Origin of the sequence: Pedobacter foliorum (assembly GCF_013266735.1) — a bacterium.
In the GTDB taxonomy this organism is placed as follows: Bacteria; Bacteroidota; Bacteroidia; order Sphingobacteriales; family Sphingobacteriaceae; genus Pedobacter; species Pedobacter foliorum.
In genome coordinates this window covers 803,972-824,953 of record NZ_JABSNU010000001.1, presented here as the reverse complement: position 1 = coordinate 824,953, position 20,982 = coordinate 803,972, and the positions used below count along the sequence as shown (strand labels likewise).

General features: G+C 42.6%; 14 protein-coding genes. 6 read left to right on the top strand and 8 right to left on the bottom strand.

All coding sequences use genetic code 11. The features are described from left to right. The first annotated feature begins 84 nt into the window (after nucleotides 1-84). A complete protein-coding gene (locus tag HQN83_RS03685; protein ID WP_173088672.1) occupies nucleotides 85-792 on the top strand; it encodes an NUDIX hydrolase in 708 nt (235 codons plus the stop codon). 133 nt (nucleotides 793-925) lie between these two features. On the opposite strand, the gene HQN83_RS03680 is transcribed toward HQN83_RS03685, so the two are convergent. Both HQN83_RS03680 and HQN83_RS03675 read right to left on the bottom strand, forming a co-directional pair. Continuing rightward, nucleotides 926-1,885, bottom strand: a complete 960-nt coding sequence (locus HQN83_RS03680) for a transketolase family protein (protein ID WP_173088670.1) — start codon at nucleotides 1,883-1,885, stop codon at nucleotides 926-928. Nucleotides 1,886-1,947: 62 nt separating this feature from the next. Further along, nucleotides 1,948-2,796: a transketolase gene (locus HQN83_RS03675; RefSeq protein ID WP_173088668.1), complete on the bottom strand. Its 849-nt coding sequence runs from the start codon at nucleotides 2,794-2,796 to the stop codon at nucleotides 1,948-1,950. Between the two features lie 171 nt (nucleotides 2,797-2,967). On the opposite strand from HQN83_RS03675, the gene HQN83_RS03670 reads away from it, so the two are divergent. The 5 genes from HQN83_RS03670 to HQN83_RS03650 all read left to right on the top strand — a co-directional run bounded on the left by HQN83_RS03670 (nucleotide 2,968) and on the right by HQN83_RS03650 (nucleotide 9,492). Then, nucleotides 2,968-3,741 carry an HAD-IIA family hydrolase gene (locus HQN83_RS03670; RefSeq protein WP_173088666.1) on the top strand — a complete coding sequence of 258 codons (774 nt, stop codon included), beginning with the start codon at nucleotides 2,968-2,970 and terminating at the stop codon, nucleotides 3,739-3,741. A gap of 126 nt (nucleotides 3,742-3,867) precedes the next feature. Then, on the top strand, nucleotides 3,868-5,565 hold the full coding sequence (locus HQN83_RS03665) for a ribulokinase (protein ID WP_173088664.1): 1,698 nt from the start codon (nucleotides 3,868-3,870) through the stop codon (nucleotides 5,563-5,565). Next, a complete protein-coding gene (locus tag HQN83_RS03660; protein ID WP_173088662.1) occupies nucleotides 5,565-6,263 on the top strand; it encodes an L-ribulose-5-phosphate 4-epimerase in 699 nt (232 codons plus the stop codon). The genes HQN83_RS03665 and HQN83_RS03660 overlap by 1 nt, the downstream gene beginning before the upstream one ends. Before the next feature lie 29 nt (nucleotides 6,264-6,292). After that, a complete protein-coding gene (gene araA / locus HQN83_RS03655) occupies nucleotides 6,293-7,783 on the top strand; it encodes an L-arabinose isomerase (protein ID WP_173088660.1) in 1,491 nt (496 codons plus the stop codon). Between the two features lie 23 nt (nucleotides 7,784-7,806). Next, nucleotides 7,807-9,492 carry a sodium/sugar symporter gene (locus HQN83_RS03650; RefSeq protein WP_173088658.1) on the top strand — a complete coding sequence of 562 codons (1,686 nt, stop codon included), beginning with the start codon at nucleotides 7,807-7,809 and terminating at the stop codon, nucleotides 9,490-9,492. A gap of 165 nt (nucleotides 9,493-9,657) precedes the next feature. On the opposite strand, the gene HQN83_RS03645 is transcribed toward HQN83_RS03650, so the two are convergent. The 6 genes from HQN83_RS03645 to HQN83_RS03620 form a co-directional block, all read right to left on the bottom strand. Then, nucleotides 9,658-10,431, bottom strand: coding sequence for a 3-keto-disaccharide hydrolase (locus HQN83_RS03645; RefSeq protein ID WP_217277302.1), 774 nt, complete (start codon nucleotides 10,429-10,431; stop codon nucleotides 9,658-9,660). 32 nt (nucleotides 10,432-10,463) lie between these two features. Next, complete coding sequence (locus tag HQN83_RS03640; protein WP_217277301.1) at nucleotides 10,464-12,401, bottom strand: c-type cytochrome; 1,938 nt, start codon at nucleotides 12,399-12,401, stop codon at nucleotides 10,464-10,466. A 4-nt stretch (nucleotides 12,402-12,405) separates the two neighbouring features. Beyond that, complete coding sequence (locus HQN83_RS03635) at nucleotides 12,406-13,155, bottom strand: hypothetical protein (protein WP_173088656.1); 750 nt, start codon at nucleotides 13,153-13,155, stop codon at nucleotides 12,406-12,408. Nucleotides 13,156-13,443: 288 nt separating this feature from the next. Continuing rightward, nucleotides 13,444-17,622, bottom strand: coding sequence for a hybrid sensor histidine kinase/response regulator transcription factor (locus tag HQN83_RS03630; RefSeq protein ID WP_173088654.1), 4,179 nt, complete (start codon nucleotides 17,620-17,622; stop codon nucleotides 13,444-13,446). A 259-nt stretch (nucleotides 17,623-17,881) separates the two neighbouring features. After that, complete coding sequence (locus HQN83_RS03625; RefSeq protein ID WP_173088652.1) at nucleotides 17,882-19,447, bottom strand: carboxylesterase/lipase family protein; 1,566 nt, start codon at nucleotides 19,445-19,447, stop codon at nucleotides 17,882-17,884. A 15-nt stretch (nucleotides 19,448-19,462) separates the two neighbouring features. Continuing rightward, entirely contained in the window at nucleotides 19,463-20,974 is a 1,512-nt protein-coding gene (locus HQN83_RS03620) for a family 43 glycosylhydrolase (RefSeq protein ID WP_173088650.1), read from the bottom strand. Nucleotides 20,975-20,982: the final 8 nt, after the last annotated feature.

The following is a 20,982-nucleotide window of genomic DNA, read 5'->3' as shown; positions in this document are numbered from 1 at the left end:
CTTTCGCTGTTGCTGAAAATGGCTGAGCGGCAAGCATGAAAATCTAAGGTCTTTACATAAATTCAATCTAAACCAATCTCTACTATGGCTAAATATGCTAGTCAAAACCCCATTCTGGTAGCAGTCGACTGCATTATATTCGGATATGATGGTGAAAAGCTAAAGCTGTTGGTCATCAAGCGTGCTATTGAGCCGATCAAGGACCACTGGAGTTTAATGGGGGGATTTGTCCATGCCGATGAAAACCTGGATGGTGCTGCCAAAAGAATTCTACTGGAGCTGACCGGCTTACATGACCTTTACCTGGAGCAACTCAAAACTTACGGAGAGCTAAGCCGAGACCCTATAGAACGAACTATCTCTGTGGCTTATTTTGCATTAATCGACATCAATAAGTATAGTACCCAGATCAATGACAGGTTTCATGCAGAGTGGTTTGAGCTCAAAGCAGTACCCACGCTGATATTTGATCATGACCTGATGGTGAAAGATGCCATTAATAAGCTTCGTTACAGAGCGGCTCTGGAACCGATACTTTTTGAGCTACTACCCAAAAAATTCACCATTCCCCAACTTCAGGTGCTCTATGAAGAAGTTTACGACACGCTGGTGGACAACAGAAATTTTATCCGTAAAATATCTGCCAGCGGCCTGTTGATCAAACAGAGTCAGAAAGATAAATCCGCTTCAAAAAAAGGAGCATTTTATTTCAAGCTGGATAAGGCCAAACATAAAGCCCAGTTTCAGTTTCTGAACTTATTACCAAAAAACAAGGGTACGGAACTGCAATAGGTCTGCTGCAAGCTGATTCTGTTCCAGGAGTGATGATATGCCGGTGTCTGTGGCCTGAAGCAATTCGAGTCAGGACAGTGTAAGTAATTCAGGCCAACCGGAGTCAGCCCGAAAATACCCTGCCAGGAAGTAGTTATGATTTTGCTCTTTTAATTACTTTTTGAGCTGCTTCAATGATATTTATTGAATCTAATCCGTATTTAGTCATTAATTGATCTGGCGTACCACTTTCTCCGAAGCTGTCGTTAACAGCAACAAATTCCTGAGGAGTTGGCAATTCAGTTGAAAGTAATCTTGCAACGCTTTCACCTAATCCACCAAATTTATTGTGCTCTTCGCAAGTAACCACACATCCTGTTTTCTTTACAGATTTTTGAATTGCTTCTTCATCCAAAGGTTTAATGGTGTGGATATTAATAATTTCAGCATCGATGCCCATTTCTGCTAGTTTTTCGCCAGCTTCAATTGCTTTCCAAACCATGTGTCCGGTAGCAATAATAGTTACATCAGTACCTTCGTTTACCATCCATGCCTTACCAATCTCGAATTTCTGATCAGGATCAGTAAATACAGGGATTACCGGGCGACCAAAGCGTAGATAAACCGGGCCATGATGCTCAGCTATAGCGATAGTAGCTGCTTTAGTTTGGTTATAATCACAAGGATTAATTACAGTCATGCCAGGAAGCATTTTCATTAAACCTATATCTTCAAGGATCTGGTGAGTTGCACCATCTTCTCCTAAGGTTAAACCAGCGTGAGAAGCACAGATTTTTACGTTTTTATCAGAGTAAGCTACTGATTGACGAATCTGATCGTAAACTCTTCCAGTTGAAAAGTTAGCGAAAGTTCCGGTAAATGGAACTTTACCGCCAATGGTTAATCCGGCGGCAATACCGATCATGTTTGCTTCAGCAATACCGATCTGGAAAAAGCGCTCAGGGAATGCTGCAATAAAGGCATCCATTTTTAAAGAGCCCACTAAGTCAGCACAAAGTGCAACTACTTCAGGGTTTTTCTTACCTGCTTCAAGTAATCCTGCTCCAAAACCAGAGCGGGTATCTTTTTTTTCAGTGTATGTATATTTTTTCACGAGTTTTCTATTTTTAATTAACCGTGTTCAAGCTTGCTCCGCAGGTTTTCACGAGTTTTCTATTAATAATCTTTTAAGGTACTTGGCAATTGAGCAAGGGCAGTAGCAAGTTGCTCATCATTTGGAGCAACACCATGCCATTTATGTGATCCCATCATGAAATCAACACCAGCACCCATTTGGGTACTCATTAAATTCAAAATTGGTTTACCTTTTCCTGTTAATGATTTAGCATAATGTAATGCTTTAACAATTGAATCCATGTCGTTACCATCAGAGCTAATCACATGCCATCCAAAAGCCTCAAATTTGGCTTGTAGGTTTTCAAGAGATAATACTTTTTCAGTAGGACCATCAATTTGTTGTCCGTTATAATCAATTGAAGCAATCAGGTTGTCTACCTTATTATGAGGCGCATACATAATGGCTTCCCAGTTTTGACCTTCCTGTAATTCACCGTCTCCCAGTAAAACATATACAGTTGAATGATCTTTATTAAGCTTTTTAGCCTGGGCTGCACCAATAGCAACAGACATTCCCTGACCTAAAGATCCAGAGGCAATTCTAATGCCCGGAAGTCCTTCGTGAGTTGTTGGGTGACCTTGTAACCTTGAGTTTAATTTTCTGAAAGTAGCTAGTTCGCTAATATCAAAGTATCCAGATCTGGCAAGAACACTATAAAAAACCGGTGAAATGTGTCCGTTAGATAGGAAAAATAAGTCTTCTCCTTTTCCATCCATTGTAAAATCAGTACCGTGGTTCATTACCTCAAAATACAGTGCAGTAAAGAAATCTGCACAGCCTAATGATCCTCCCGGGTGACCAGATTGGCAGGCATGTACCATCCTAACAATATCCCTTCTTACCTGAGTAGCGATATCTTCTAATTCATTAATACTTTTATGCTTCATTTAACAAAATTTGGTTTGCATTGAATAGTCCGAAAATCAGCTAGGCGCTGTTAAAAATAACCTGGCCTTACTTCGGTGCCGAAAATTACCACTTATAACTGAATTATTATAAAATAAACGTCAAAAAAACGTTTATTAAATTATATATTTGTTATAACCAAAAACCAAATAATGAAACAAGGACTTTTAATCGATATGGATGGGGTAATTTATAGCGGGGAGGAACTAATCCTTGGCGCTGATAAGTTTATCAACAACCTCATCAAAAATGATATTCCATTTACTTTCATGACCAACAATAGTCAAAGGACCAGTTTGGAGATCAGACGCAAACTGAAAGGTCTGGGTATCAAAGTTGAGGACCGACATGTATATACCAGCGCAATGGCCACAGGGAAATTCTTATCTGACCAAAGTCCTTCTGCCACCGCCTACGTGCTGGGAGAAGGCGGCCTGATCAGTAGCTTGCACGAAAATGGGATTACACTGGTCAATACAGATCCGGAGTACGTTGTACTTGGTGAGGGAAGGAATTTCACGCTTGAAATGGTTCAGCGCGCCGTAGATATGATTCTGGCCGGAGCCAAGTTCATCACTACAAACCGTGACCCTTCACCAAAAAAACCGGGTTGGAATAACTTGGGAATTGCGGCTACCACCGCTATGATTGAAGAGGCGACAGGACGACATGCCTTTGTAACCGGTAAGCCAAGTCCGGTAATGATGCGTTCAGCCCGTAAATTTTTAGGTCTGGAAACCGCAGAAACAACAGTAATAGGTGATACCATGGAAACCGATATTCAGGGTGGTGTGCAAATGGGATATAAAACCATATTGGTGCTCTCGGGTATTGCCACCAAAGATTCGCAAAGTCATTATGCGTTTAAACCCGATTTGATTGCAAGCTCGGTTGATGAAATAACTCTTCCCTTAAGCTGGTGGTAACGCAGTTTTGTAATCAATGTATACTGCCAGGCAGCACGCAAATAGTATATCAATTATCGATATACTAAACCCAAATCATTTTTTTTGCCAAAACAAATAAACGTTAAATAGACATTTATAAACTTTATGAATACTACAAACTATGTGATCGGAGTAGATTATGGTACAGATTCTGTACGTTCGGTGCTGGTTGATACGGCAGACGGAAAGGAAATCGCTTCTTCCGTTTTTCATTATCCCAGATGGAACAAGGGATTGTATTGTAATCCGTCCGTCAATCAATTCCGCCAACATCCTCTTGACTATATTGAGGGGCTTACTTACACTATAAAAGACTGCATTGCCAAATCAGGCGGAGCCAATGTTGCCAGGCTGATCAGGGGAATCTCAGTGGATACTACAGGATCTAGCCCGGTGGCCGTTGACCAGACCGGAACGCCTCTGGCGCTTAGGCCTGAGTTTGCGGAGAATCCAAATGCAATGTTTGTCTTGTGGAAGGACCATACTGCCCTGGAGGAAGCTGCGGAGATCAACAGGCATGCAGGGCGATTCCCCGTTAATTATTTAAAATACGTAGGTGGAATATACTCTTCTGAGTGGTTCTGGGCAAAACTACTTCATACCCTTAGGGTAGATAATGAAGTACGTAAGACTGCTGTTTCCTGGGTAGAACATTGTGATTGGATTCCTTTCTTGTTATGCGGCAAAAAAAATATTGAAGAAATGAAGCGCAGCAGGTGTGCAGCGGGACATAAGGCATTATGGGCAGATGAATTCGATGGTCTGCCACCTGAAGACTTTTTTGTTTCCCTTGATCCGATTCTGGCTGGCTACCGGAAGCTGATGCCGCGTGAGACTTATACTGCTGATGTCAGCATCGGAAATCTAAGCCCGGAATGGGCTGAAAAACTCGGTTTGGATACAGATGTCATTATTGGAGCTGGTGCCTTTGATGCACACATGGGTGCCGTGGGTGGACAAATTGAGCCTTATTACCTAAGTAAGGTAATGGGAACCAGTACCTGTGATATTCTGGTGGCACCGAACCAGGACCTGGAGGGAACGCTGGTTAGGGGGATCTGTGGGCAGGTGGACGGCTCAGTCATCCCTGGAATGGCTGGTCTGGAAGCCGGACAGTCAGCTTTTGGTGATGTATACGCCTGGTTTAAAAACCTGATCAGCTGGCCACTGGAGCATCTGCTGACCGAATCTCAGTACATTGATCAACAAACTGCCCTCGCCCTGAAAGAGGAAATCAGTCTCAAAATCATTGGAGAACTGAGCAGGCAGGCTGCCGGATTACAGGACGACGACGAGTTCGAACTGGCCCTGGACTGGCTCAATGGCAGACGTACACCTGATGCAAACCAGGAGCTGAAAGGTGCAGTAACAGGTTTGAGCCTGGGTACAGATGCTCCCCGATTTTTCCGTGCCCTGGCAGCGGCCACCTGCTATGGAGCAAAAAACATTGTCGATCGGTTTAAAGAACAGGGTGTTCCTGTGCAAGGTATCATTGGTATCGGCGGTGTAGCAAAAAAATCACCCTATATCATGCAGATGATGGCCGATGTTCTGGAAATGCCGATCCGTATCCACCGCTTTGAGCATACATGTGCTCTGGGGGCAGCAATGTTTGCATCCGTTGCAGCAGGTATTCATGAGGATATTCAAACCGCAATGAATGCTATGGGCACCGGCTTTGAAAAAGAGTATCAACCCGATCCTCAACGTAGCAGGGCATATCGAGAGCACTATCAGCGATACCTCTCATTGGGCAGATATATTGAAAAACACAATAAAAAGGAATCCAAACTATATCAATAATGGGCATTTATCAGCATATCAAACAAGAAGCTTATTTGGCAAACATGCAGTTGCCAAAGCTAAACCTGGTGTTGTTTACTTTCGGCAATGTCAGCGCTGCGGATCGTGACAGAGGGGTATTTGCCATAAAACCCAGCGGTGTTCCATATGATAAATTAACAGTTGAGGATATGGTAATCGTAGATTTTGATGGAATCACAGTAGAAGGAAAGCTCCGCCCCTCCTCAGACACCCAGACACATGCCGTGCTTTACAAACACTGGGAGGATATCTCAGGAATTGTACATACCCATTCTACCTATGCTACAGCATGGGCTCAGGCCCAATCTGACATCCCCATTTTTGGTACAACACATGCCGATCACCTGACTACTGACATTCCTTGTGCAGCACCAATGGGCGATGAAATGATCAGCGGTAACTATGAATACGAAACTGGCTTTCAGATCCTCAATCACTTTAAGGACCTGGGGCTAGATTACCGCGAGGTAGAAATGATCCTGGTAGGCAACCATGCTCCTTTTACCTGGGGAAAAACAGCAGAAAAAGCGGTCTATAACAGTGCAGTCCTCGAATCGGTAGCACAAATGGCGTTGCTCACCAGGCAGATCAATCCTCAGGCACCGAAACTTAAGGATGCCCTGATTAAAAAGCATTTTGAACGCAAGCACGGCCCCGATAGTTATTACGGACAATAATTACATAAAAAGAAATAAAATACGATAACATGATCAATTTAAAAAACTTAGAAGTTTGGTTCATTACCGGAACTCAGCATTTATACGGAGAGGAAACCCTAAAAACAGTTGCTCAACATGCTCAGCAAGTTGCAGAGTCACTGCATCAGGCTGAGCAAATCCCTGTCACGGTGGTTTACAAACCAATCGTAAAGACTCCTGATGAGATCTTCCAGACCCTGCAGCAGGCGAATTCATCACCGGCATGTATCGGCGTAATTACCTGGATGCATACTTTTTCCCCTGCCAAGATGTGGATTAGAGGACTCAATATTTTGCAAAAACCCCTACTCCACCTACATACACAATTCAACCGCGATATTCCCTGGGACAGCATTGATATGGATTTCATGAACCTGAACCAAAGTGCTCACGGTGACCGTGAATTTGGCTTTATCATGTCCAGGATGCGCAAAGACCGTAAGGTCGTTGTAGGCCACTGGCAGGATGAAGAAGTACTGGAGCAGATCAGCACCTGGACCCGTGCTGCCGCCGGCTGGCACGATTGGCAGGGTGCGAAGTTTGCTCGGTTCGGTGACAACATGCGTTATGTTGCAGTGACCGAGGGAGACAAGGTGGAAGCTGAAATGAAATTCGGCTTTTCAGTCAATACCTACGGCATAGGGGATTTGGTAGAGGTGATCAACAGTGTGGAGGATCAGTCTATTCAGAACCTGCTCCAGGAATATGAGCGCAGCTATCATATGGATGCCAGCCTACTGGAAGGCGGTGCGCAGCGCAATTCTGTTTATCAGGCGGCTAAAATAGAGCTGGGTTTGCGGAAGTTCCTCGAGGAAGGAAACTTTAAGGGCTTTACAGATACCTTTGAAGACCTGCATGGCATGATCCAGTTACCCGGTATTGCTGCACAACGTCTGATGGCTTCTGGTTATGGATTTGCCGGTGAAGGTGACTGGAAAACAGTCGCACTGGTAAGGGCCTGCAAAGTTATGGGTTCTGGTCTTGAAGGGGGCAATTCTTTTATGGAGGATTATACTTACCACTTTAACCCCGAAAATCCAATGGTCCTGGGCTCACATATGCTGGAAGTGGATGCCTCACTTGCAAAGGGCAAGGCTTCTCTTGAAGTCCATCCATTAGGGATCGGAGGAAAATCAGATCCTGCTCGTCTTGTCTTCAACGTCGCTGGTGGTCCTGCGTTAAATGCTTCGTTAATAGATATGGGTAACAGGTTCCGGCTATTGATTAACGAAGTCCAGGCAGTGGAGGCTGAACATGAATTGCCTAAGTTGCCAGTTGCAAGGGTCTTATGGAAACCTCTCCCGGACATGAAAAATGGTTGCGCAGCCTGGATCTATGCGGGAGGTGCACACCACACAGCTTATAGCCAAAACTTAACTACCAGGCATTTGCAGGACTTTGCAAATATTGCTGGAATGGAATACATCAATATCGGAGCCGAAACCAAACTGGATCAGTTCAGAAATGAGCTGCACTGGAATGAGATGTTCTACAAATAAACCAAGACTTAACCAAATAATGTATGAATAATAGTTTAGTGACTACGGATTATGTAGTCTTTATCATCTACTTCTTAGTAGTCTCAAGCTACGGGTACTATGTCTACCGTCAGCGAAAAAAAGGAGAACATGATGCGAAAGCATTTTTTCTTGCCGAAGGAACACTTACCTGGTGGGCTATCGGCGCCTCCCTGATTGCTTCCAATATTTCTGCTGAGCAGTTTATCGGAATGAGTGGAGAGGGCTTTTTTCTGGGAATTGCCGTCGCTGCATATGAATGGATAGCAGCCATCGCTTTAATCATCGTAGCAGTATGGTTTATTCCTGTTTATCTTAAAAACAAGATCTACACCATGCCGCAATTTTTAAAGACCAGGTATAACGAATCCGTGGCTTTGATCATGGCTGTTTTCTGGTTGTTCCTCTATGTCTTCGTTAACCTTACTTCTATTCTTTACCTGGGAGCAGTGGCTATCAATGGGCTTACCGGCGGTGATTATCTGCATGTGATTATGATTGGACTGGCAGTATTTGCCCTGGTCATTTCTCTCGGAGGAATGAAAGTTGTAGCCTATACTGACGTGATCCAGGTTGCAGTACTGATCTTTGGTGGTTTAGTAACCACATACATTGCCTTAACTGTTGTGGGTCAGAAGTTCGGTGTTGGTGCCAATGCCATTGCCGGATTCAATGTTTTAATGGAACAGGCCCCTGAGCATTTTAAAATGATCATTCCAAAACCAACGGAGAGTTCAAGCCAGATTGAGATCAGCAAATACCTGACTTTTCCGGGCCTGGCCTCTTACGTAGCTGGTATCTGGATCATCAACCTGAACTACTGGGGCTGCAATCAATACATTACTCAGCGGGCATTGGGTGCAGATCTTCAAACAGCCAGAACCGGAATCCTTTTTGCTGGCTTTCTTAAACTGCTGATGCCTTTGATTGTGATGCTTCCCGGTATTGCAGCTTATGTGCTGTACAAAGGTGGTCATTTGCCGCAACTTGTTGGTGGAAAAGACGGTGCCTATTCTGCGGTACTAACATTTTTACCGACAGGTCTGAAAGGACTCTCTGTCGCTGCACTGACTGCAGCCATTGTAGCTTCTCTTGCCGGAAAGGTAAATAGCATCTCAACGATTTTTACGCTAGATATTTATTCCAAGTACTTTAACAAAGGAACTGAGCAAAGAAATCTGGTATTTGTCGGACGTGCAACAGTATTTGTTGGGATGATCCTTGCAGTACTGTTTACCTGGAATGATTTGCTGGGTATAGGCGGAGAAGGCGGATTCACCTTTATTCAAAAATATACCGGTTTTATCAGCCCTGGCGTCTTTGCCATGTTTATACTGGGTATGTTCTGGAAAAGAACAACAGGCAGTGCAGCGATTGCCGGCGTGTTGGCAGGTTTTTTACTCTCAGTGTTCTTTAACGAGATGGCTCCGGGAATTTTTGGTAATGACACCTTGTTGTATACTGCCTACCCTAACGGTGCAGGAGCTTATGAAATTCCTTTCCACATTTGTATGGGCTTGTCGTTTGGTTTTACCATGCTGATCATGATTGTCATGAGTTTGGCTGGACCAAAGGTCAATCCTAAGGCTTTTGAACTAGATACTGAAATGTTCAAAGTCAACAAATCAACAATGGTACTCATCGTACTAACGTTAATGATTATTGCTGCCTTATATGTGAAATTCTGGTAGTATCACTGAAGGGAAATTAAGAGGAGGTATCATTATGAAGTGAACCCCAAAAGTTCGATAAAAACTTTTGGGGTTCACTTCAATTGTATTGCGCATTTTAGCTAACTTATGTTTTGATTTGTGTTAAGCCTGGATCCGCCAGTTGTGATATTCGAACATGATTTACTATAATTTTCTCAACCAGATATTGCGGTAGCTGATCGGTTCACTTTTATCTCCATGACTTTGTAATTTAATTGATGAGGCGCCATGCTTTCTGTAAGTTGGCTGTCCAATATAAGGTGTATCTCCTTTAAGTACCGTCGCATTCTGTATGAGTATTCCATTGTGAAAAACTGTTGCAACAGCCGGCGATTTTACAGAGCCATCCTCGTTAAAACGGGGCGCAGTCCAGGCTACGTCATATGTCTGCCATTCTCCCGGCTTTAAACAGGCATTTACCAATGGTGGGGATTGTTTATAAAAGCTACCTGCCTGCCCGTTTACATAGGTTTTGTTCTCATAATTGTCCAGCACTTGCAACTCATATCCGCCAGCCCCCCAGGGAAGGGCAGCCAGAAATATACCGCTGTTACCTCTGCTCTGACCGCTTCCGGTTATATTTTCCGGAATCCTGTATTCAATGTGAAGTTGAAAATCCATAAATTGCTCTTTTGTCTGGATATCACCTACAGACTTATCTACCGTCATGATCCCATCAGATAACTTCCATTTTTTCTCTGAAGCAGCATTGTCGGAATTCACCCATTGGTCCAGATCTTTCCCATCAAAAAGAACTGTGGCATCTGAAGGTGCTGCTCCTGCCAGCTTAGCCGGACTTACTTTTGCAGGCACGGGGGTCCATACCTCGGTATCTTCCGGTTTACCTGCCTGCTGTGCCTGAACTACCATTGCATTGGTTGAGAACATCGCAATAATTAACATTAATCGTTTCATCATATCAGTGGAATTTTTTTAGTTATTGAATATAATTATTTATTTAATGATTTTATCCACGTCGCGATTTTAGTAACCTCATCTTTTGGAACATTAGTCATCGGCGGCATCGGTGTGGAATAATCCGGCCAGTGCTCCGGTTTTGGTGTATAAATCAGGCTCGTTAGTTCCTCAATAGTATATTTTTTGGCAGAGATCTCTTTAAAAGAGGGGCCAACTTGTCTCTTCTCCGCATTGTGACAAGCCAGACAGGTATTTTTAGCCAGGAGGCCTTTCACCTGATCGTAAGTTGGAATTTTCGACATTGATGCTTTTTTACCTGATAATGAACTTCTATTTTGTTCAAGAGACTGTGTTTTAATAGCAGATGAATTCCTGGTGCTTACTTCGGTAGGGCTAAGTACCTTCCCTTCCGGGATGTTATTTAAGGTATAATATGCTGTTGGATGTGCCAAGCTATAGTAGTTCTCTTGTGAGCGAATGCCATCCAAAGTGATGTTGTGAATATATCCTTTGCGCAGGTTGGCTACAATAATTCGGGCAGTGAGGCCATCAGCAGAAACGCGAACGCCCTTTACACTGCACTTTTGGCTATTTACCGGTGGACTTCCATAGACACTGTGGTATTTATAGATAAAGCTCTCCACTGAATAAGAAGCAAGATCTGAGGCGTATTTTCTATCAACAGGTTTGGTAAACTCTATTTCAAACCCATCTGGCATAGCTTTTATACGGAGCATTTCAAAAGGAATTTTATTGTTCCACACGAGTCGCTGAATCCCTTCTGTAGCCTCACCGGCAGAACCCCAGCCACGGTTAGTCTCCCCGGCGAACAATGATCCATCTTTACCCCAGGCCAGACGCACGATACCTGATTGAAACCCACTTCTGAAAGGCCATGCAGCCCCTTGATACTCACCGTTTACCTTTTCCATAAACACACGGCTAATCATGCTCTGCCCCTGGTCGCCTACCAGAAGCTGGCCAGCAAAAGGACCAAAAGAGCCAGAAGGAATTTTTACGATCTCCGAATTTGAAATACCGAGGATTCCATGAGGCAGCCAAACTGCAGGTAGCTGGAGCTCTGGAAAATTCTTTTTCATGTCATACTCGGTTACCACTTTTTCATTCACATCATTTTCAGGCTTCACACTGTTTCCCTTACTGTCGTAAATCATCTTTGTTTGATTCTTAGCAAAGAACTGTTCTGTGCTGAGTTTGAGAGGAGACTGTGGCAGATTAGTCCACACCAGACTGGATGGGTGTCCCATAAATGCGCCTTTTTTTACTTGCATGATACTTCCTGAGCCAACCCAGTCGCCCTGATTATCGGTATAGAATAGCTGATCATCAATCATACTGATCCCACAGGGCGAGCGCATACCTGCAGCCCAGGGCTCAATCCTTCCATCTTCAAAAATATGAAGTGCCCAGCCCCTCCATGGAACCATGCTTGTTGGATTCCACCAGGTGGGCGGAAATCCAAGATTCAGGGTTACAAAGAACGATCCGTCAGCAGCCAGCTTAGGACCAAAACTGTACTCATGGTAATTTCCCGACAATGGCCATGCATAAATAGTCTCAAAATCATCTGCTACCCCATCGTTGTCTGTATCTGTCATTTTAGTGAGTTCCCCTCGCTGAACACAATAAAATGATCCGTTTTTATAGGCAAGTCCAAGCACCTCATGAAGACCCGATGCAAATTTTTGGAATGTTGGTTTCAGTGATGAAGGGTTTTTCACGATGAAAACATCCCCCCTTCTGGTAGTGACACCCAAATCGCCGTTAGGCAGTGTACAGAGTCCGCCCACTTCAAGTATTTCCCCTTCAGGAGCAGATACTTTCATGATCTTAAAATAATCATCTTCCTTTGGAGATTCTGCCTGGGCAAAGCATATTAATGACATCAGTATAAATGTCATTGTCAACAGGCACGATATCCCGTTTTTATAATTGAAATAAATGTTCATCTGGTTATTGGTTAAAAAGAATAGCGTAAACGATCTTACTTTTGAATGGAACCAGGAGCTCCTGAGTTCCTTGTATTGTTCTGACAATAGGCTTCAATACGGCCTCATCCGCAACAGTAATGGAATACGCTTTATCTCCTATGACATATTTACCATCTTTCTGTTCGATAGTATTTGCTCTGGCGAGACAAAGGTATAAGTCATTGGCACTTCCTTCTGGCTCAATTTCACGCCGAATGCCCTGGCCGCCGTCAATCACCATTGTCGCATCCTTAACACTCAATCCGTATGTCAGGTACTTAAACTTCGGCAGACCTGACGCATCAAGCGTATAACCCTTAGGTCTAAAGCCAGACCCCGTTGTGTCTTTTTTAAATTCAGTTTGTAGTGTTGCCAACCGCTGAATCTGTGGTGTGGCATCTCCAAGTTGGATCGCTTTTCCAAGTGGCCGCGAGGAACCATCGCCCCTGTCGTGCCACATTGGTGTGGCATCCAGAAATTCACCTTTCCACAATAGAACTAATTGGCCATTGTCGGCGTCGTAAGTGTAATGAACCTGTAGTGGACTACCTATGCTGATGGCATGGGTAACGCGTTTACCTCCTTTAAGGTCGACAAAACTCCGGAGGAGGGTATTGCGTTCTGCCTTGATGATTATTGGGGCGACTTTGTTCTGCTGTGCAACAGCAGAACCGCCCATTAAAAAGCATAAAGCCGATGTACCCGCAACTAAAAAATAAGAATATAAATTCATGTTTATCTGTATAATATTTGGTTAATCAAGTATCTTAGTTTTGTATAGCATTCACTTTTTTGTGTGGATCCGCATTCTTATATAGGTTTGCTTACATCAAGATAAACCGGTTGGTTCTGTTGCGCATAGACCATCAATGCGGCCCCTATAGCTGCTATAGTTAAGAATATTGATTTCATTAATTGTTTAAAATAGGATTATAATTGGCTGATTTTTAGAACACGAAACTACAATCCCGAACGTCGATCACAGAGCAATAATGTTAAATAAGTGAGAAGAAATGTTAACCTAGTCTGGTTGCTTATTCCTTTTTTCTACTATGTACTCAGAAGGAAGTACATTATATTTTATTTTAAATGACTTAGCAAAATAGTTAGGTGTACTAAAACCTACCATGTAGCATATTTCAGCAATAGTTTTATCGCTTTTTTCCAATAATACCGCTGCTTTCTCCAGCTTAACAGATCTGATAAAGTCTACAGGAGTTTTGCCGGTTACCTTCAGACATTTTTTGTACAGAGATACCCTACTCATGGCAATATGTCTACTCAGGTCCTCTACGGACAGTTGTGGATTATGAAGATTCGTTTCAATGTAAAGCAATGCAGCATTCAGGAATTTAGCATCATCCGATTCTATTTCCATTTCTGGTGAAGCCATGCTAATTTGTCTGGAATAAGTGCTTTTAAAGGTCTGGTGCAGCGTAAGCAGGTTCTTGATTTTAGAATGTAAAATCTCGAAATTAAAAGGCTTGGTCATGTAATCGTTCGCTCCGGTCTCCAAACCCTTAAGCTGCTCTTCTTCAGCAGTTAATGCCGTTAATAAGATGACGGGAATGTGCTTTGTTCTTTCATCCGATTTGATTTTCTCGCACAATTCATTACCATTCATTTCAGGCATACTGATATCTGAAACGATCAAATGCGGATGCAGTGCAAGTGCCTTTTGCCAACCTTCTTTACCATTGGAGGCCTCTTCTATCTTATAGAAAATGCTCAGGTTATCTTTGAGATAAAATCTGAAGTCTTCATTGTCCTCCACCAACAAAATAACAGGGGCATTTTTTGTACCCAAGCGTTTATCAGCAGATGCTTTCCCCCCATCCTTTTTCGATGTTTCCTTCTGAGGCAAATGAATAGCTTCAGCCTGAGCTAATTCCTGCTCCGAAAGTGCTGCATAAGCAACATTCAGGTGTACCGTAAAACAACTTCCCAAACCGGGCTCACTTTCTATATTGATTTCACCTCCATGCATTTTCACAAACTCTTTGGTAATGGAGAGGCCGATTCCTGAACCCTGATTAAGAATAGAAGCAGAGGTTTCATTTTGAAAAAAACGCTCAAAAATAATTTCCTGTTTATCTTTTGGAATACCAATTCCCGAGTCTGACACCTTTAACTCTAATAAAATCTTGTCCTTCCTGGTTTGATGCGGCAGGGTTTGCAATTCAACACTCACTCTGCCTCCGGAAGGAGTAAATTTAAAGGCATTCGAAAGCAGATTGAACAATATACGCTCCACCTTATCCTGATCATATGACACCAACAAATTTTCAATAGTACTTTTGAAGGTTAATTTGATCTGTTTACGTTCAGCGAGGTCATAAAAAGATTCTGTTGCGTCTTTTAAAAAAGATACGATTTCGCCATCACTGATATTTAGCAGCAATTCCTGCTCTTCCATTTTACGGAAATCGAGTAATTGATTTACCAGATTTAATAGACGCCTCGCATTTCGTTTTATCATGGTTAACTGACCATGACCTCGCTGCTCTTTGGCTTCTATTAAAAGTTTATCTACCGGAGCCAGAATCAATGAAATCGGGGTTCTGAATTCATGACTCAAATTGGTTAAAAATTTAATTTTCAACAAATCAAGTTCCCTTAATCTTTCCGCTTCTTTACGATCCTGTTCACGTAACTGCCGGGCCTGAATCCTTTCCTGGACTAAAGCAAATTCGCGTCTTAACTTACTGATCCCCCTGCTTCGGATAAACAGTAGCAACAAGCCAATTGCCAGTGTGTACAGTATATATGCCCAGGTTGTACGCCAGAAGGGAGGTAAAATCGTAATTGTCAGCTTAGACTCAGCTACGGGTATCACATCGTTTTCATTAAAAGCCCTTACATAAAAGGTATACTCTCCTGGGTCAAGATTTGTAAAAGTAGCCTTGCGTATTTCCGAGGGAACGGTAAGCCAGCGTCCATCAAATCCTTCCAAATTGTATTTGTAGGTTATTTTATTGGGGCTGAAATAGTTCAGGAACGCAAATTGAAGTGAAAAAATATTTTCTTTATAGCTGAGGGTTAAATGCTTGAGCCCTGTGATGGCTTCGGGAAGAATAGTACGCCCATTTACCCTTTCAGCAACACGTACTTTATCATAAAACACCTCTAAGTCAGTAATGACCAATTCAGACGGAAAACCGGTGTTTTTGATTTGACCCGCGCTGAAAATATTAAAGCCATTTGGTCCTCCAAAGATCAGCTCACCTGCTTTCGTTTTGTAAACAGCATTGATGTTAAACTGGGTACCTTGCAATCCGTCGGATATGTTGTATTTACTATATTGGAATGTATAGTTTTTTCCCGATAAAACTACAGAAATCTTGTAAAGCCCCTTTCTGGAGCTATACCAGATGTGCCCCTCCTCATCTTCAAGAAGTGCTAAGGCTGTATTCTCAGGTAAACCAATATCTTCACTTAAATTAATGAATTTTCCCGTTGTCGGATTATATATACTGATACCTTCCACAGTACCTATCCAGATCCATCCCCTGCGATCTTCAACAATTGAATTCACGTCGTTCTGTATGAGACTGTTCGAATTCTTGCGGTCATTTACTAGTTGTTTAAATTTACCGGTTCTATGATCAAGGATACTAAGCCCCGCGGTCGTACCAATCCAGATATTTTTGTTTTTATCTTCATATATACAAGAAATGCCATAAGCATTTAAAGTATTTTCTACTGATGGGTTAAAGTGCTTGAATTTCTTTGTATTCCGGTCAAACAGATCCAATCCACCATTTAAAGTACCAATCCACAGCCTGTTCGATGAATCTTCCAGTAGGGCGTAGATTCGGTTGTCCGAGATGCCGGACGGGTCTGCTGTATATTTGAAATGACTAAACTTCTGCCCGTCAAATGAGTCAAGACCGCCTAAATAAGTTCCGATCCATAGCGTACCTAAATGGTCAACGCAGAGACTAATCACCACATCACTGCTTAGGGAATTATCATTCCCGGGTTGATTACGATAGGTCTTAATCTCACCTGTTTTTCTGTTTAAATACATTAAACCTGTCCCATTTGTTCCTATCCACAAATTCCCCTGCTTATCTTCAACGAAGGAGTTTATATCCTTATGGATGACGTTGTTCCCTGTTAAATAGTTATTTCGGGGAAACTTGTAAATGTCTTTATGATAGTAGCTGATCCCTTTTTTAAAGGTACCTATCCAGATGATGCCGTTGTTGTCTTTGTACAAACCGGCTACGCTATTGTCGTTTAAACCTCTTAGGTCATTTTCTTTACTTAAAATATAAGTTATTTTGTTGGTCCGTTTATCTAAAATATTGATTCCCCCATGATCAGTCCCTATCCAGATATTTCCATCAGCCCCTTCTACAACTTGACTAACATTATTTGAACTTAGCCCCGAATGATCTTGCTTTTTTCCAAAATAGCGGAACTTGTCACTGGCTACGTTGAGGTAGTACAAGCCGGAAAGGTTACCGGCACTATAAATAAAAATATTGCCTTCAGTATCATGATTGAGATTGAAAGAGTTTTGTTGCGCTCCTAAATGATCTTTAACTGTAAAGTACCTGTTTGTTACCTTCCGTTTCTTTAAATTAAACTTATCGAGAACGCCATTGGTATAGATAACCCATAAATTACCTTTTAGATCGTCAATAAAATCGCTGATCTGACCAGCATCTAACGAATGAGGTGCATCACTTTTATCAACATATCCGGTTGTTGTATCACGGATTGCATCATAACAAAAAATACCTTGATTTTCAATGTAAAAATAGAACCTTCCTCTGTTATCGGTCTTGATCTCTTTGAGGTATCCGCCGGGAATTTTATATTTTTTAAAATGTTTATCCTGAAATCGCTCAAACCTTTCAGTTAAAGGGTCATAAATACTGAAACCACGATTGGATTTAATCCATATTTTTTTCTCCGGCCCCTCAAATATATTGACAATATAGCTATTAGGTAAACTCGTACTATCTTTTGAATTATGCTTAAACACCTTGAATTCATACCCATCATACCTGCTGAGACCGGCCATGGTTCCAAACCACATAAATCCCCTGTGATCTTTATATATCGCATTTACCTGATTGTCCGATAAGCCGTCAGAAATATCCAGATGGGAAAACTGATACACATTTTCCTGTGCAAAAAGAGAATTGCACAATAGGAATGCGCTGATCAAAGCTAGAAACCGAAACATATATTTTTCTATTAAATGCTTTAGTCATTCTCCGGAATTCAGAAAATAATGAAAACTAAAGCCAAATCGTTACAATTGATTGTTTAATATTGGTATAGCTAAGCTACACTTAAATCTGGATATTTTTAAAGAACAACCCGCTCTCAGCCCTGATAGATCAGTAATGTTTGGCGGGTAATTGTTAAAATTTAAACGCCAGCCCTAGCAAAATACTACAACTGACGTTTTAGAGGGCGCGTATTGCAAATTTCCTAAAACCCTATTCCTGGCCTTTTTCATTTACACCAAGTTTCCACCTAAAATATTGATCCAATACCTCCAGTGACTTTTCGTCGGGAACTGATCCAATATGAGGTGTCTCCGCGAAATGCATCACTGATGGCTGTCCTGTGTGAAACCCCGGCCATTGGGGCAGTCCCTTTCCGTTAGGATTCCCATATTTTACGAAGTTGACCCAGTAATCCCCCATGACGGCGGAGATCTTTAAATCTGAACCGGAAGTTTTCGGATTCAAAGGATCGATATGCTGGAAAACATAGGAAACGTCCTGTGCATGGGGAGAGCCGTGTCCGTATTCAGCAGTACCCTCGGGGTAATTTGGATGCTGGTCAAAAAAATAGTAAAACACCTTTGATTTCCCCGTTTTTGACTGGAGCCTGGCCCAGGTCCAGTTGTGCCATCCAAATGCGGCATCCCTCGACAAATTCCTTGCCGTGCGGGGAACAGAATTTTCACCTACCGGGTAGGCCTTAATTAACTGATCAGCAAATTGTCCATAACGTGCTTTTACCCCATCGGTATATTCTTGAGGGCTCTTTCCAGGAGAGAAACTTAGTCCCTCATCGGAATTGTAGCCAATAAGTACCGGCACATCATTGTAGCGGCCTGCCTGGTATAGTTTATATTGAACATCCGGGATCACATATCCGTCTATTACAGGCCAGGAGCTGCCAGCACCCCAGTCCATAGGGAGCTGCTCCACTTCCAGCTTTTTAAGGTCTTCTATGGAGGTCGCTCCTGCTTTTGCGGCATAAGCCAATCCCTCAGTTTCTGCTTGCTTCAGTGCCTTCATATTTTCACCAGGATATGTTTTCACGCTAATGGGGCCAAAAGATCCCCCGCTCTGTGAAATCGCTCCCCGGAAAAGGCCTTTAGCCAGAGGTGATGCACACAACATACTAACTGAGATTCCTCCGGCCGACTCACCAAAAATAGTTACTTTTCTGGGGTCACCACCAAAGGCTGCTATGTTTTGTTGCACCCACTTAAGCCCTGCTATCTGGTCGAGCAAACCATAGTTGCCAGACACATGATCGGGTCCTTCGCCACTTAGTGCCGGATGTGCTAAAAAACCTAAAGGACCTACGCGATAAGCAATACTAACAAAAACAACCCCCTTTTGTGCCAGTTTCTGTCCGTCATACCAGGGTTCTGCGGTTGATCCGGTGCTGAACCCTCCCCCATAAATCCATACCAGGACAGGCAAATTTTCTTTTTTTGATTTTGCAGGGGTCCATACATTCAGGTACAAGCAATCCTCACTTTTGCCGGCTGCCGGGTTTCCACCCTGCATAGGTGAAGCTGCAAAATGTGTAGTTTGCTTTACGCCGTCCCATCTTACAACTGGTTGGGGAGCTTTCCACCTTAATGGACCAACTGGCGGAGCCGCAAAAGGAATTCCACGGAATATAGTTAAATTGTTTTCTAGGGCTCCCTGTATACTGCCCCCCTCGACATTCACAGAAACAGGGAACTGAGCCTGACCTGTAAAGGCAGTGAAAACCATTAATACAGCGCTGAGTGCGATATTTTTCAGTATTCTCATAAATCGCTTACTAGTTTAATTTATTGGAGTAAATTTAAAATTCTTAAACGTTACATTACCTTCGCCCGTTGAGGTCAAGCCTATCCTTAAGCTTAAGAACCCACTTAGCACATTGTGATGCATGGCAGAAACCTCAAGAGAGCTTTCAATCTTATTCCACTTCGTACCATCTGTGCTATAATACATATCCACTGTATTATTGATGTTTTTCAGGCGAAGGAATACATGATTTTTTATCACATTCTTTTCCGTTTGAAACTGCCAGCCACGTAAATTGGCAAATATGCTTTCATTGTTGGCCAGGATGCCTGAATATGCATTGTTGTTGTAAAAAAGAACCAAGCCACCTGTTCCTTTTCCTGCTATTGATAACTCCAGGTCTGCCATATACGAATGGCCCGATGGAATGCACAACAAAGGCGAGCTATTGGCTACATTAGTCCCTTTTCCACTAATTGTCAATCCATTATCAGATAAGTTAAACCTATTGGTATCCAATCCTTCGAAGAATGCCCATTGAGACTTTAATTTATTTCCTTTAAAATTATCGTTCAATGTAAAGTCCGTTTTAGACTCAACTAAATTTGGTTTCCTGATCGGTTTGCTATCTGTTACACCATCGGGTACTTTGTACCAGCCATCTTTGGTCCATTCTACCGGCAGTAGTAAGGTCTGACGGCCCTTATTGTAAAAGCCAGCTTCATAAGCATGAAATATCATCCACCAATTACCTTTAGCATCGTCGAATAAGGTGCCGTGCCCTTTTGACTTCCATTTTTCAGATTGCTTTGTTGTTCTGATAATCGGATTGTAAGGAGAGTTTTCCCAGGGGCCGGATAGCGATTTCGACCGTGCGGAAATGACCATGTGACCAGTTTCAGGACCGGCTGTACCACCCTCGGCTGTTGTAAGGTAGTAGTATTCTCCCCTTTTTATTAGCTTGGGACCTTCCAAGCAAAAGCACTCGATAGTCCAGTCTTTAGGTATAGGCCAGCCACTGTAGGAACGCTGTTGATTTCCGGTAATCGAAAGACCATCGTCAGACAGCGGTACAAATCCTCCGCTGCTAAAGAATAAATATCTTTTGCCATGTTCATCTTCAATATGCCCCGGATCAATATTGCCGATCTTCAGGTCAATAGGTTCAGTCCAGGGACCGGCTATAGAATCTGCCGTTACCACGTAGTTGGTGCCATTTGCAGGGAAATAGATATAGAACTTATTTTTATACTTCACCAAATCGGGGGCATACACCGAGCCTACATTTTTATGTAAAGCATGGGTCACCGGTTTCCAGTTAATCAGATCTTTTGAATGCCAGATCAGTAAGCCTGGATAATACTCAAAAGAAGAATGGACCATGTAATAATCATCACCATCCCGTAAAATACTTGGGTCCGGATAATCTCCTGCAAAAATGGGATTTAGGTAAAAGCCGGCACCCTTTTCATTCGGCTGGGTTTGGTACTGAGCTTTCGCGAAAACGCTCATCTGGAGCAGAAAGATAGTTATTATTAGTTTATTCATATGGTCAA